Genomic DNA, 14,571 nt, shown 5'->3' on the forward strand with positions numbered 1-14,571 from the left:
ATGAAGCTTTCCCCCTCGATCACCAACGCCATGCCGGAACTGGTCGCCATCCGCCACGACCTGCATGCCCATCCGGAACTCGGACTGGAGGAGACGCGAACTGCCGCCTTCATTGCGAGACACCTGGAAAGCCTCGGCTACGAGGTGACGACAGGGCTTGCGAAAACCGGTGCCGTCGCAACGCTCAGGAACGGAACCGGCACACGCTCGATCGGTATCCGCGCCGACATCGATGCGCTTCCGATCCTCGAGGAGACCGGGCTCGACTATGCCAGCAAGACCTCCGGGCTGATGCATGCCTGCGGCCATGACGGACACACGACGATGCTGCTCGGTGCTGCCCGCGCGCTTGCCGAGCGCCGCAATTTCGACGGCACGATCCACCTGATCTTCCAGCCGGCCGAGGAGAATTTCGGCGGCGCCAAGATCATGATGGACGAGGGCCTGTTCGATCAGTTTCCTTGCGACGCCGTGTTCGCGCTTCACAACGAGCCCGGCCTGCCCTTTGGCCAGTTCGCCCTGAGAGAAGGCCCGATCATGGCCGCCGTCGACGAGGCGCGCATCACCGTGCATGGACGCGGCGGGCATGGCGCGGAGCCGCAGGAAACAGCAGATCCCATCGTCTGCGGCGCCTCGATCGTCATGGCGCTGCAATCGATCGTCTCGCGCAACATCCATCCGATGGACCCGACCGTCGTCACCGTCGGTGCCTTCCATGCGGGCTCGGCCAGCAACATCATCCCGGAGCGCGCCGAGATCGTCGTCGGCATCCGCTCGTTCGAACCTGATGTCCGCGACGAGCTCGAGCGTCGCATCCGCATGATCGCCGAAGCGCAGGCGACCAGCTTCGGCATGCGCGCAACCGTCGACTATCAGCGCAGCTACGACGCGACGATCAACCACAAGGACGAGACGGATTTCGTCCGCGAGCTTGCGGTTCGGTTTGCCGGCGCCGACAAGGTGGTCGATCTTGTCCGTCCCTTCATGGGCAGCGAAGACTTCGCCTATATGCTCAAGGAACGGCCGGGGACCTACTTCTTCCTCGGTTCGAAGGTCAGCGACGACGACAAGCCGCTGCATCACCCCGGCTACGACTTCAACGACGACCTGCTGCCGATCGGCGCCGCCTTCTGGACGGAGCTGGCGGAAACCTATCTCGCGCGCCGCTGATATCCCCTTCGTCCTTCGCCAATATGCCGCAGCGCAACATTGCCGCAGTGTGACAACGTGGCGGACGCGCCGTCATTGACGTTTGGCAATTTTGGCGCAGATTCAAGCGCATGCTGAAAAGCCGCTGCAATCCAGGGATTTGCTGCGGCCGGAGGCCAAGAAACGTCCCGAGGTCGGACCCCGACCGAAGAACGATTATGCAGCAGCCAAAGCGCTACGGTCCGCGTGTCGTCCTGACAGGCCGCGCCCGTATGTCTGAAAGGATTGCGCCCGTGTTTGAGAGTTTCGATGCGACCCTGCTCGCTCGCTTCCAGTTTGCCTTCACCGTCTCGTTCCACATCATCTTCCCCGCCTTTTCCATCGGGCTTGCCAGTTACCTGGCGGTGCTGGAAGGCCTCTGGCTCTGGAAGAAGGACGAGGTCTATCTCGAGCTCTTCAATTTCTGGAAGACGATCTTTGCGGTCGCCTTCGGCATGGGCGTCGTCTCCGGCATCGTGATGTCCTACCAGTTCGGCACCAACTGGAGCGTCTTTTCCGACAAGGCCGGGCCGATCATCGGACCGCTGATGGGCTACGAGGTGCTGACCGCCTTCTTCCTCGAGGCGGGTTTCCTCGGCGTCATGCTTTTCGGCCTTAACCGCGTCGGGCCGAAGCTGCACTTCTTGGCAACGCTGATGGTCGCCATCGGCACGCTGATTTCGGCCACCTGGATCCTTTCGGCGAACTCCTGGATGCAGACGCCGACCGGGTTTGCCATGAACGAAGCGGGCCAGTTCGTCCCGGTCGACTGGTGGGCGATCGTCTTCAACCCCTCCTTCCCCTACCGCCTCACGCATATGGTGCTGGCGGCCTATCTCACGACGGCCTTCGTCGTCGGCGCCTGCGGTGCCTGGCACCTGATCCGCAAGACCGCACCGCGGCGGGCGCGAAAGATGTTTTCCATGGCGATGTGGATGGCGGCGATCGTCGCACCGATCCAGATCTTCGCCGGCGACATGCATGGCCTCAACACGCTGGAGCACCAGCCGGCCAAGGTGATGGCGATGGAAGGCCACTACCAGAGCCATCCGGATGGCGCGCCGCTGATCCTCTTCGGCATCCCGAACTCGCCGGAAAAGCGCGTCGACTATGCGATCGAGATCCCGAAGCTCTCCAGCCTCATCCTGAAGCATGATCTGAACGCGCCTCTCGCCGGGCTCGATACGATCCCGGAGGAACTGCACCCGCCCGTCGGTATCGTGTTCTGGTCATTCCGGGTGATGGTCGGCCTCGGCTTCGCCATGCTCGGCATCGGGCTCTGGTCGCTCTGGTGTCGCTATCGCGGCACGCTCGACAGCAATGTCTGGCTGCACCGCGCCGCGATCGCCATGGGGCCTGCAGGCTTCGTCGCCGTGCTTGCCGGCTGGGTCACCACCGAAGTCGGCCGCCAGCCCTACACGGTCTATGGCCACCTGCTGACCGCAAACTCGGTGGCGCCAATCGCGGCACCCGCGGTCGCCGCCTCGCTGATCGCCTTCATCATCGTCTATTTCTTCGTCTTCGGTGCCGGCACCTTCTACATCCTCCGGCTGATGGCGCGATTGCCGCGCGATCCGATGCCGGAGCTCGGCGAAGGACCATTGCGCAGTTCCGGCATCATGCCGGGCCCCGCCATCCACAGCAGCCATGCAAACATTAAGGGAGGCCACCATGGAGCTTGATCTGCCGTTCATCTGGGCCGGCATCATCGCCTTTGCGGTGCTCGCCTATGTCATTCTCGACGGCTTCGACCTCGGTGTCGGCATCCTCTTCCCGTTCTTCCCGGAGAAGCACGACCGCGACGTGATGATGAATTCCGTCGCCCCGGTCTGGGACGGCAACGAGACCTGGCTGGTGCTCGGCGGCGGCGGCCTGATGGCCGTGTTTCCGCTGGCCTATGCGACCATCCTGCCAGCACTCTATGCACCCATCATCGCCATGGTGATCGGCCTCATCTTCCGCGGCGTCGCCTTCGAGTATCGCTGGCGCACGCGGCGGGCCGAGTATCTCTGGAACTGGGCCTTTTCCGGCGGTTCGATGCTTGCGGCGCTTGCCCAAGGGATTACGCTCGGCGCGCTCGTCCAGGGCATTCCGGTCGAGAACCGTGCCTATGTCGGCGGTTGGTGGGACTGGCTGACGCCATTCTCGATCATGACAGGCATCGCTGTCGTCGTCGGCTATGCGCTGCTCGGCGCCACCTGGCTGGTCATGAAGACCCATGGCGATCTTGCCGATCGGGCCCGCGACCTCGCGCTCAAATGTTCCTTCGGCACCGTCGCCGCCATGGGCATCGTCAGTCTCTGGACGCCGTTCCTGGAGCCGCAATATCTGGAACGCTGGTTCGGTTTTCCGACGGCGATCTTCAGCGTCATCGTGCCGGCCCTCGTTCTCGGCTGCCTCTATGCCCTGATCACGGGCATTCGCAGCCGGCACGACAGCCGCCCCTTCATCGCCGCCCTCGGTCTCTTCGTGCTCGGTTATGCCGGCATCGGCATCAGCTTCTACCCCTATATGGTGCCGCCTTCGATGACGATCTGGGACGCGGCCGCGCCTGAGGAAAGCCTCTCCTTCCTGCTTGCCGGCGCGCTGGTGCTGGTGCCGATCATTCTCGCCTACACCGCCTATTCCTACTGGGTGTTCCGCGGGAAGGTCGATCCGGAGGAGGGCTACCATTGACTGGTGAAACGGGAACCGGCCGCAAGCTTCTCTGGTTCGTTGGCCTCTGGTGCGCCGGGGTGGCGACCGTCACCGTCGTCGGCCTCGCCATCAAGCTGATGATCGGAACGTGATGGGTTTCCGAGCGAGATCAAGGGGAAAGCGATACATGCTTCCTCCTTGGTCCGCTCTAACTAGCCTCGCTCAAGCTTGGCCGGCTAAGTTCTCTCAACACGTCAGCAGGCGATCGCCGCAGACGGAGACAGGACCGCACCCTCCTCCCCTGCAGAGCGATCGCCTGCTGAGGTGACCACAGGACCGTCGCCTTGCTGCGACCCTGTTGCCCCTTCCAAGAGAGCTCGCCGTTTGTTAGCAGTGCGCCACAAGAGCGCCCCGCTTGCTGAGAGCCGAGGGACGCTCGAACATCCTGGATCGGCCGGAAGGCCGCGCTTCGGGCAATCGGACGAGACAGATGCAGAAGACCCCCGCACAATGCACCACCATGGCCGACGTGCGTGCCGAGATCGACCGGCTCGACCAGGCGCTGATGTCGCTGTTTGCCGAACGCTGGGGCTATATCGACCGGGCGGCCGAGATCAAGGCGCCGCTGAAGCTGAAGGCCGACATTCCGGCGCGGGTGATGGAAGTGCGCGAGAACGCGCGCAAGAACGCTCAGAACTTCAATCTGGACCCCGATTTTTACGAGGATATCTGGGCGCGGCTGATCGGTCATGCGATCGCCCATGAGCAGAAACTGCTCGGCGAGACCGGCGACGAATAACGTCGCCAAGTCCGATCTTGCCGTCTGTGGCCGTCAGCGCCCGAGGATGTAACCCTGCAGGCGGTCCGCCGCTTCCTTCACCTGGCCCGGATCGCGCAGGAAACAGGCGCGCATGAACAGCGAGCCGCCGTCCCCAAACGCGGTTCCCGGCGCCAGGCCGACACCGGTCTTGTCGACGATGTCGATCGCGGCAGCGCGCGAATCGGTGACGCCGTCGATCTTCAGGAACGCATAGAGCGCACCGTCGGGTTTGAGCGTTTCCACCCGGTTGGTGGCGATCAGCGCGTCGCAGAAAACGTCACGGTTCGTGGCCGCCTTAGCGACATTAGCGTCGACGAAGGCATCGCCCTCATCGAGCGCCACGACGGCGCCGCGCTGCATGAACTGAGCGACGCCCGAGGTCGAATATTGCACGAGATTTTCGAGCACCTGGCCGATCTCGGGCGGAGCGACGATCCAGCCGACGCGCCAGCCGGTCATCGACCAGTTCTTAGAGAAGGAATTGACGAAGAGGATCCGGTCGCCTTCCTCCATCACGTCGAGGAAGGACGGCGCCCGTGCGCCGCCATAATAGTAAAGCGCATAGATCTCGTCGGCGATGATCCAGAGCCCGTGCCTGCGCGCCAGCGCCAGGATCGCGGCCAGCTCTTCGCGGGTCGCGGACCAGCCGGTCGGGTTCGACGGCGTGTTGATGAACAGCGCCCTGGTCTTCGGCCCGATCGCGGCTTCGAGCCGCTCAAGGTCGAGCTGCCATTTGCCGTGTTCGAAGCGGAGCTCGACAGAAACCGGCCGGACGCCGGAGAGATCGGCGGCGGCGGCAAAGTTCGGCCAGGCCGGCGTCAGGAGCACCATTTCGTCCCCCGGTGACGCGATTGCCTCGATCGAGAGCTTGATCGCCTGCATGCCGGAGCCGACGACGTAGAAATTTTCAGGCGCGAGGGTCTTATGGAAACGGCGCTGATAATAGCGCGACAGCGCCTCGCGCAGGGGCGGGATGCCGCGCTGCCAAGTGTAGAAGGTCTCTCCGGCGGCAAGCGCGTCGCGCGCGACATCGCTGATGAAGGCCGGCGTCGGCAGGTCGCCTTCGCCGACCCAGAGCGGAATCAGGCCATCGCGCCCGCGGGCATAGTTGACCACCTCGACGATGCCGCTTTCGGGTGCCGAAAGCGCGCGGGGGCTGATCGTGCTGAGGATGGTCATCGGCGGGCTCCGGAGGCACGACACACCTGGGCCGGATCACCCGAGATCATCGCGAAGAATTCCAATGGATTGGAGCGGAAATCAACCGCTCCAGCTTGCCCGTCGCTTCTAGCCGCTTTCGCTTGCCCGATCACGCGACTTTATCTGACCGGTTTATCGATTTCTGTGATGTTTCGCGGCCCCGGCGAAGCCAGGGCCGCGAGGAAAATCACGCGCGCTGCTTCAGCAAGTCGCGGATTTCACCGAGAAGCAGAATGTCTTCCGGCGGCGGAGCGGCCGGCGCCTCGTCCTTCTTTTTCTCGATCGACGCGCGCATGCGGTTCACGGCCTTGATCATCAGGAAGATGATCCAGGCAAGGATCAGGAAGTTGATGAACACGGTGATGAAGTTGCCATAGGCAAAGACCGCGCCCTGCTGACGGGCAGCGGCGAGAGACGTCGCCGTCACGTTGGCCGAGAGCGGCAGGAAATAATTGGAGAAATCGAAACCGCCGCCGGTGAGCGCACCGACGACCGGCATCACCAGGTCTTCAACGACCGACGTCACGATCTTGTTGAAGGCGGCGCCGATGATGACACCGACCGCGAGATCCATCACGTTCCCGCGGGCAATAAACTCCTTGAACTCATTCAGCATAAATCTCTCCGTATTATCCCCGTTTGAAAACGGCCGGCGGCGCTGTCCCGCGCTGCAAGCGTTTACGGAAACTAAACCAAAGCGGGCAACGAGAAAACCTTTCTTTGCCTTTGGTCAATTAGCAGCGGATGGAGCAGGAACGAGGAAAGGGCGTGCGACGCATGCCGATTTCTCGTGTCGAGTTTCTCGTGTCGGGCCTTGAACTTAAGACTCATGCGTGGGCAATTCTCAACCCGGTGGACTTGTCCTATGCTCCGCCCTGGAGGAGTGAGGCATGCTTTCGGGTTCGGTCATCTTTGCCTCGGCCTTCGCCTATCTGCTGCTGCTCTTTGCAGTGGCAAGCTATGGCGACCGGCGGGCCAGGAGGAACAGCGCTGCGCTGAAGGGCAGACCGCTCGTCTATGCGCTCAGCCTCGCCATCTATTGCACCTCCTGGACCTATTTCGGCGGCATCGGGCTTGCGGCCGAACGCGGGCTTGAATTCACAGGCATCTATATCGGCCCGATCCTGATGTTTACGCTCGGCATGCCGCTGATCCGCAAGATCATCCGCCTTGCCAAGACCGAGAAGCTGACATCGGTGGCCGACTTCATCGCTGCGCGCTACGGCAAGAACCCAGCCGTGGCCGCGATCGTCGCGCTGATTTCGCTGGTCGGCGCCATTCCCTATATCGCGCTGCAGCTGAAGGCGATTTCGAGTTCGGTCGCCGCCATGATCAACACCAGCGACTACGGCATCGGCGCGGGGCAGAGCTTCATCGATCTCCCCCTGCTCGTCACCCTGTTCCTCGCATGTTTCGCCATCGTCTTCGGCACACGCCACACCGATGCGACGGAGCACCAGGACGGGCTGATCCTCGCGATCGCAATGGAATCGGTGGTCAAGCTCGTGGCGCTCGTGACCGCCGGCTTCTACATCGTCTTCGTCATTTTCAACGGCCCCGCCCATCTCTGGTCGCTGGCGGCAGAAAGCCCGGCTGTGCAGTCGGCGCTTTCCTACGAGACCCCGATCGCCCGCTGGGTGCTCTTGATCGTCACCTCGGCCTTCGCGATCATCATGCTGCCTCGGCAGTTCCATGTGACCGTCGTCGAGAACCGCACTGAAGGCGAGCTTCGCACCGCCGGCATTCTCTTTCCGCTCTATCTGATCGGCATCAATCTCTTCGTGCTGCCGATTGCGATAGCCGGCATCCTCACCTTCTCCGGCTCCGGCGACGCGGATCTCTATCTCCTGACGCTGCCGCTGGCCAACGGGCTGCCGGTGCTGACGCTGATCACCTTCATCGGCGGCTTTTCGGCGGCGACCGCGATGGTGATCGTCGCATCCGTGGCGCTGTCGATCATGATCTCCAACGATATCGTCATGCCGGTATTCCTGCGCCGCAATCTCAGCCAGCGCGGCGGCCTGCAGGAGAACCTGGCCGGCACGCTGCTCAACATCCGCCGCTCGGCGATCTTCGTCGTGCTTCTGCTTGGCTATGGCTACTACCGCTCCGCCGATATCAGCGCCGGTCTCGCCTCGCTCGGGCTTCTCTCCTTCGTCGCCATCTCGCAGATGGCGCCGGCGCTGCTCGGCGGTCTCGTCTGGCGACAGGCCAATGCCCGCGGCGCCATCACCGGCATGGTCTCGGGCTTCCTCGTCTGGGCCTATCTGCTCTTCCTGCCGAGCCTCGGCGGGCCCGACAACTCCCATGTGGCGACGACGGTCTTAAGCTTTCTTCTGCCCTTCACCGATATGTTCTCGGGCCCCAACGCCGATCCGCTGGTCAACGCCACGGCACTCAGCCTGCTCGTCAACTGCGCCACCTATGTTCTCGGATCGCTGACGCGCACGCCGAAACCGATCGAGCGCTTCCAGGCCGGCGTGTTCATCACCCGGCGATCGCGAACCGAAGGCGCCTTTCGCGGCCGCAAGACCAAGGTCACCGTGCGCGACCTCAAGGCGACGATCGCGCGCTACATGGGCGCCGAACGCATGCAGCGCTCCTTCCATACCTATGAGCGCCAGACCGGCCGCTGGCTGGACGACAATGCGCCTGCCGACATGGCGGTCGTGCACTTCTCCGAGCAACTGCTCGGCAGCGCCATCGGCTCGTCCTCGGCCCGGCTGGTGCTTTCCCTGACGCTGCAGCGCGGCGACGACACATCGTCCGAAACGGCCTGGCTGCTCGACCAGGCAAGCGAGGCACTGCAATACAACCAGGATATGCTCAACACCGCGCTTGCGCAGATGGACCAGGGCATCGCCGTCTTCGACAATGCCAACAACCTGATCATCTGGAACCGGCGCTTCCGCCAGCTTCTCGACCTGCCGGAGGCCGCCGGCCAGGTCGGCTTCCCGCTTGCCGACATCGTCGCCACCCTCACCAGGCGCGGCGACATCCGCAAGGAACAGGAAAAGGGGCTGATCGCCAACTTCCTAACACTCGACAAGCCTTTCCTGCTCGAACTCGGCAATGGTGAGCGCATCATCGAAGTGCGCACCAACGCCATGCCCGACAAGGGCATCGTCACCACCTATACCGACATCACCCAGCGGGTCGCCGCCGACATGGCGCTGAAGCAGGCGAACGAGACGCTGGAACTGCGCGTCGCCGAACGCACCGGCGAACTCACCCGCGTGAACCGGGAGCTTGCCGAAGCGCGCGCAGCCGCGGAAGAGGCAAACATAGGCAAGACGCGGTTCTTCGCCGCCGCCGGCCACGACATCCTGCAGCCGCTCAACGCGGCGCGGCTTTACTCCTCGTCGCTGGTCGAACGGCTCGGGGAGTCCGACAACAGCACGCTGGTCGAAAACATCGATTCCTCGCTGGAATCGGTCGAAGCCATTCTCGGCGCCGTGCTCGATATTTCGCGCCTCGACACCGGCGCCATGAAGGCGCGGATACAATCCGTCCCCCTCAACGACCTGCTCAGAAGGATCGAGACCGACTTTGCGCCGATGGCGCGTGCCAAGGACCTCGAACTCGTAATCATGCCGACATCGCTCGTCGTGCGCAGCGATCCCAATCTGCTTCGCCGCGTGGTGCAGAACCTCGTCTCGAACGCGATCAAGTACACTCTGGCCGGCAAGGTGCTGGTCGGGGTGCGCAGGCGCGGTGCGATGGCGACGATCGAGGTGCTCGATTCCGGCATCGGCATTCCGTCTTCCAAGTTCCGCACCGTCTTCAAGGAGTTCGCCCGGCTCGACGAAGGCGCCCGCACGGCTTCCGGCCTTGGCCTCGGCCTCTCGATCGTCGATCGCATCTCGCGCGTGCTCAACCATCCGGTCAGCCTGCAATCGACGCCCGGCAAGGGTACGGCCTTCAAGGTGACGCTGCCCCTCGACGCGAGCGCCGGCGAACGGGTCGCTGTCCGTCCGGTGCCGCAAAACAAGGCGAGCGAGGCACTCTCCGGCCTGCGCGTGCTGTGCATCGACAACGAACCCCGGATCCTCGAGGGCATGCGGGTGCTGCTTTCCGGCTGGGGCTGCATCGTCAGCACGGCGGAATCGCTTTCTGCCTGTTCCGAATTCGGCATGCAGCCCGGCGAGAAGCCACACGCCGTCATCGCCGATTATCACCTCGACGACGGAACCGGCATCGAGGCGGTCGCCCGCATTCGGGCATCGACCGGCGAAGCGACGCCGGCGCTGCTCGTGACGGCCGACCGCTCGCCGGAAGTGCGCGCCGCGGCCGAACGCGACGGCATCGCGATCCAGAACAAGCCGGTGCGCCCGGCGGCGATGCGCGCCTGGCTGACGCAACTTTCGACGGCGGCACGAACGGCTGCGGAATGAACGGCTCCCACGTTGTGGGGCCGCCTGGGACGAGAGAAAATCACAAAGCCAAGGCTGGCCGCATCAGGCGGCGGCGACGGTGCCGATCTTCGAAAGCTGGATGACCGCCTGGGTGCGGCTGTCGACATTGAGCTTCAACAGGATCGCCGAGACATGCGCCTTGATCGTCGCCTCGGACACGCCGAGTTCATAGGCGATCTGCTTGTTGAGCAGGCCCTCGCCCAGCATGCTCAGCACGCGCGACTGCTGCGGCGTCAACGTCTGCAGGCGCTGGAGCAGGTCGGCGACCTCAGGCTCGTATTCCTGTGCTTGGTCGTAGCCGGCGGGAACGAAGACCTCGCCGGCCATCACCTTCTCGATACCCTCGCGGATTTCCTCGATGCCGGCCGATTTCGAAAGAAAACCTGACGCGCCAAGGTCGAGCGCGCGATGGATCGTCGCCGGATCGTCATGGGCGGACACCACCATGACAGGCAGGCTCGGAAATTCGGCGCGAAGCGCAATCAGGCCGGAAAGCCCGCTGACGCCGGGCATGGTCAGGTCGAGCAGCATAAGATCGGCATCCGGACAATCGGCCGCTGCCTTGCGGGCGGCTGCGAAATCGCCTGCCTCGACGATTGCGGGTGCGCCGTCCATGCCACTGAGCGCCTGGCGCATCGCGCCGCGAAACAGCGGATGGTCGTCCGCGATGATGATGGTCATGTCCGGTGTCATGCTGCTCCCTCCCAAGAGCCCGGGCTGAAATCTGCGCGCCCCCACGCGCCGACCTGCATCCCGCATGGTCGATCCGGCAGCTCAGGTCTTCTGCGGCTCCTGAGCGGGGTCGCTGCCTTCGAGATCCTTCACGATATCCATGAACCTACGCATCATTCTTTCCATGATGCCCATTGCGCGGTCAATCTCTTCCTCAGGCGGAAGGTCCTGTTTTGCGACACTTTCACCGGCTTTGACCGCCTTTTCCAAGACCTCGACCCGCTTGCTCAGAAGGTCCAATTCCTGTTCGAAGGCGGCGCGTTCGTCGGCCGCCATGCGGCAGACAAGCTGCCCGTCCTTTTCCTGGCAAAGCGATACTTCGCCCGTCTGTGTGTCGAGCCGGGCGATGCCGGTCTCGGACTTCTGCATGCTGTAGCGCCCGGGCGCCGGGTCCTGCGCGCTGGCGCCGCCGGCGAGTGCCAGTCCGGTACCCAACAGAAGTATGGCAGCAGCGTTTTTCATGACATCTTCTCCGTTACGATCCTTGTCGGAACATCACATGTGCGCGAACGAGAAGAGCGAAATCGGTCTTCACCGCGGATTATGCGCGAATCGTCGTCCTTCCGCGATGGACAATCGCCGATATTTACGGCAAGGCCACGACAGAAAATTACGGGGACAGACGGGCACCATGGGTTCCATCATCTACAAGATCGTTCCGGCCTCGCTGTGGCAGGAAGCCAAGCGTAGCGGACGCTTCGACGGAGCACCCGTCGATCTCGCCGACGGTTACGTCCATTTTTCGACGGCCGAGCAGGTCGTCGAGACGGCGGCGCGCTATTTCGAGGGACAGGAAGGCCTGCTTTTGGTCGCCGTCGACGGCGACGCACTTGGCGAAGAGCTGGTCTATGAACCGTCGCGCGGCGGCGCCCTCTTCCCGCACCTCTATGCCCCGCTTTTCCTCTCGGCCGTGGTCTGGGAAAAACCGCTGCCGCTCGGCGCCGACGGCGCGCATGTCTTCCCGGAACTTGACGCATGAATCCGCTTGCCAGTCTTGCCCGCCGCGGCCTCTTCCTCTTCGATCCCGAGGCAGCACACGGCCTGTCGATCAAGGCCTTGAAGACCGGGCTGGTGCCGAACTGTCCCGCCAAGGCCGACAAGCGGCTTTTCCAGACAGTTGCCGGCATAGAATTTCCGAACCCGATCGGCATGGCGGCAGGCTACGACAAGAACGCCGAGGTGCCGGAAGCGCTTTTGAAGATCGGCTTCGGTTTTACCGAGATCGGCACCGTGACGCCGAAGCCGCAAGCGGGCAACGACAAGCCGCGCATCTTCCGCCTGGTCGAGGACGAGGCCGTCATCAACCGGCTCGGTTTCAACAATGAAGGCCATGGCGCAGCGCTGGCACGGCTGAAAGCCTGCTCGCGCCATGCGCTGATCGGCGTCAATATCGGCGCCAACAAGGACAGTGCCGATCGCATCGCCGACTATGTCGGCGGCATCCATACGTTCTATTCGGTCGCCCGCTATTTCACCGCCAACATTTCCTCGCCGAACACGCCCGGCCTGCGCGACCTGCAGGCGCGCGAAAGCCTCGCAGCGCTGCTGTCCGCCGTGCTTGCCGCGCGCGACGAAGAAGCGCGGCGCAGCAACCGGCGCGTTCCCGTGTTCCTGAAGATCGCGCCGGACCTCACCGAAGAGGGCATGGACGACATCGCTGCCGAAGTGCTGGCCCACGATCTCGACGGCCTGATCGTCTCCAACACGACGCTGTCGCGCGACGGTCTCAAGGACCAGCGCCAGGCAAAGGAGACCGGTGGCCTCTCGGGCAAGCCGCTCTTTGAAAAGTCGACGGCGGTGCTTGCCCGCATGCGCAAGCGCGTCGGCCCGAAGCTGCCGATCATCGGCGTCGGCGGCGTCAGCTCGGCGGAAACGGCGGCAGAGAAGATCCGCGCGGGCGCCGACCTGGTGCAGCTCTATTCCTGCATGGTCTATGAGGGCCCGTCCCTTCCCGGCCGCATCGTGCGCGGCCTCTCGGGCCTCTGTGACCGCGAACGGCTGACCTCGATCCGCGATATCAGAGACAGCCGCCTCGACTACTGGGCCGGCCGGAACGTCTGACGCGCCTTCACAGGGATCCGCGACAGCAGGAACAGGCCGCGCATCAACAGAAAGAGATTGAGACCCGCCCACAGGCCGTGATTGCCGAAGGCGGGGACCAGCACGGCGAGCGCTGCAACATAGGCGACAAAGGCAGCGACCATCATGTTGCGCATCTCGCGCGACCAGGTGGCGCCGATGAAGACGCCGTCCATCAGGAAGGCAAGCGCGCCGGTCATCGCCGTAACCGCCGCCCAGGGCAGGTACTCATAGGCCGCCGCACGAACATCCGGCGCCGTCGTCAGGAGATCGATGAGCCCGCCACCAAACAGCAGGAAGGCAGCGGTCGTCACCAGAGCGAGCCCCAGCGACCAGGCGGCCGTGAGCCGCAGCGCTCGATCGAAGGCCGGGCGGTAGTGAGCGCCGATCGAGCGGCCGATCAGCTGTTCGGCAGCATTGGCGAGACCGTCGAGATAGTAGCCGGCAACGAGGAAGATCGTCATCAGCACGGCGTTCGCCGCAAGCGTCACCGGCCCGAAGGCCGTGCCGATGCGTGTCATCAGCGTGAAGGCGGCCAGAAGCACGAAGGAACGGATCATGATGTCGCGGTTGAGGCCGAAGAGCGGCTTAAGCCGTTCGCGATCGAAGATCTCTGCCCAACTCGGCGCATCCTTGCGGTCGAAGCGGCCATAGACGATGGCAAAGCCGGCGAGCGCACCGACGATCTCGCCGGTGACGGTGGCAAGCGCGACGCCGATCACGCCCCAGCCTAAGACCAAACCGAGCAGGATCGAGAGCACGATATTGATGCCGTTGATCAGCGTCTGCAGCATCAGCCCGATCGTGCCCTCGCCGCGGCCGAGCACGAAGCCGAGGATGGCGTAGTTGGCAAGCGCCGCCGGTGCCGAAATGATGCGACAGAGAAAATAGGTGCTGGTGACATCCGCCACCTCCGGCTCCGGCCCCATCAGCCAGAGGCCGCCGGACAAGAGAAGCGGTGAAACGAGAAGGCTGACCGTGCCGCAAATGAGCGCGATGATCAGCGATCGCCAGAACACCGCCTGCTGCTCGCGCCGGTCGCCGCGGCCATAGGCCTGGGCAACCAGGCCCGTGGTCGCTGCCCGCAGGAAATTGAAGGTGGTGAAGATCAGGTCGAACAGGATCGCGCCGACGGCAAGACCCGCGAGAAGCGTTGCCTGCCCCATGCGACCGACGACGGCGGTATCGACCAGGCCGAGCAAAGGCGTCGTCAGGAAGCCGAGCGTCATCGGTAGCGCAATCGCCAGGATCAGCCGGTGGGTGACGTGAAAGGGGCCGGCGGGATCGCCCGGCGAGACGGAAGAGGCGGTCATCGAACGGTCCGGGCGTGATGGGCGGGCGACGATCGTTTTAGGGAATAAGCATAGGCCGATGCAAGTGCGCCGTGCAGCCGTGGCGATAAACGCCTCAGTGCGGCAGAGCCCCTCACCCTAACCCTCTCCCCGCCTGCGGGGAGGGGGGACGAGCCAAGCCGCAACGCCGTACCCCGAGCTGCGATCG

General features: G+C 63.8%; 12 protein-coding genes. 7 read left to right on the top strand and 5 right to left on the bottom strand.

Features of this window, described 5'->3' with window-relative positions:
- The 4 genes from XB14_RS15385 (at position 1) to XB14_RS15400 (ending at position 4,624) form a co-directional block, all read left to right on the top strand.
- Positions 1–1,170, top strand: coding sequence for a M20 aminoacylase family protein (locus XB14_RS15385; RefSeq protein ID WP_077962448.1), 1,170 nt, complete (start codon positions 1–3; stop codon positions 1,168–1,170).
- Between the two features lie 272 nt (positions 1,171–1,442).
- The gene (locus XB14_RS15390) at positions 1,443–2,870 is read left to right on the top strand and encodes a cytochrome ubiquinol oxidase subunit I (RefSeq protein WP_143348394.1); all 1,428 of its coding nucleotides are present in this window, start codon (positions 1,443–1,445) and stop codon (positions 2,868–2,870) included.
- The gene (gene cydB, locus XB14_RS15395; protein WP_077962450.1) at positions 2,860–3,864 is read left to right on the top strand and encodes a cytochrome d ubiquinol oxidase subunit II; all 1,005 of its coding nucleotides are present in this window, start codon (positions 2,860–2,862) and stop codon (positions 3,862–3,864) included. Before XB14_RS15390 ends, cydB begins: the two co-directional genes overlap by 11 nt.
- Before the next feature lie 451 nt (positions 3,865–4,315).
- Positions 4,316–4,624: a chorismate mutase family protein gene (locus XB14_RS15400; RefSeq protein ID WP_077962451.1), complete on the top strand. Its 309-nt coding sequence runs from the start codon at positions 4,316–4,318 to the stop codon at positions 4,622–4,624.
- Between the two features lie 33 nt (positions 4,625–4,657).
- Here XB14_RS15400 and XB14_RS15405 read toward each other — a convergent pair whose 3' ends face one another.
- Together XB14_RS15405 and mscL are read right to left on the bottom strand one after the other, a co-directional pair.
- Positions 4,658–5,824 (bottom strand): pyridoxal phosphate-dependent aminotransferase, encoded by a 1,167-nt coding sequence (locus tag XB14_RS15405; protein WP_077962452.1) that lies wholly within the window; start codon positions 5,822–5,824, stop codon positions 4,658–4,660.
- 208 nt (positions 5,825–6,032) lie between these two features.
- Positions 6,033–6,461 carry a large conductance mechanosensitive channel protein MscL gene (gene mscL, locus XB14_RS15410; protein ID WP_077962453.1) on the bottom strand — a complete coding sequence of 143 codons (429 nt, stop codon included), beginning with the start codon at positions 6,459–6,461 and terminating at the stop codon, positions 6,033–6,035.
- A 274-nt stretch (positions 6,462–6,735) separates the two neighbouring features.
- Here mscL and XB14_RS15415 point away from each other — a divergent pair, with 274 nt between their 5' ends.
- A complete protein-coding gene (locus XB14_RS15415; RefSeq protein WP_077962454.1) occupies positions 6,736–10,239 on the top strand; it encodes a PAS domain-containing hybrid sensor histidine kinase/response regulator in 3,504 nt (1,167 codons plus the stop codon).
- Between the two features lie 63 nt (positions 10,240–10,302).
- Here the strand turns inward: XB14_RS15415 and XB14_RS15420 are convergent, their stop codons facing one another.
- A complete protein-coding gene (locus XB14_RS15420; RefSeq protein WP_077962455.1) occupies positions 10,303–10,953 on the bottom strand; it encodes a response regulator in 651 nt (216 codons plus the stop codon).
- Positions 10,954–11,034: 81 nt separating this feature from the next.
- Positions 11,035–11,454, bottom strand: coding sequence for a hypothetical protein (locus XB14_RS15425; protein ID WP_077962456.1), 420 nt, complete (start codon positions 11,452–11,454; stop codon positions 11,035–11,037).
- 169 nt (positions 11,455–11,623) lie between these two features.
- Between XB14_RS15425 and XB14_RS15430 the strand changes: the two genes are divergently transcribed.
- Both XB14_RS15430 and XB14_RS15435 read left to right on the top strand, forming a co-directional pair.
- Complete coding sequence (locus tag XB14_RS15430; protein WP_143348395.1) at positions 11,624–11,971, top strand: DUF952 domain-containing protein; 348 nt, start codon at positions 11,624–11,626, stop codon at positions 11,969–11,971.
- Entirely contained in the window at positions 11,968–13,053 is a 1,086-nt protein-coding gene (locus XB14_RS15435; protein WP_077962457.1) for a quinone-dependent dihydroorotate dehydrogenase, read from the top strand. Before XB14_RS15430 ends, XB14_RS15435 begins: the two co-directional genes overlap by 4 nt.
- Here the strand turns inward: XB14_RS15435 and XB14_RS15440 are convergent.
- Entirely contained in the window at positions 13,029–14,384 is a 1,356-nt protein-coding gene (locus XB14_RS15440) for an MATE family efflux transporter (protein WP_077962458.1), read from the bottom strand. The two genes, XB14_RS15435 and XB14_RS15440, sit on opposite strands and share 25 nt — an antisense overlap.
- Between the last annotated feature and the right edge of the window lie 187 nt (positions 14,385–14,571).

Origin of the sequence: Ensifer adhaerens (assembly GCF_002007205.1) — a bacterium.
GTDB lineage: Bacteria > Pseudomonadota > Alphaproteobacteria > Rhizobiales > Rhizobiaceae > Ensifer > Ensifer adhaerens_D.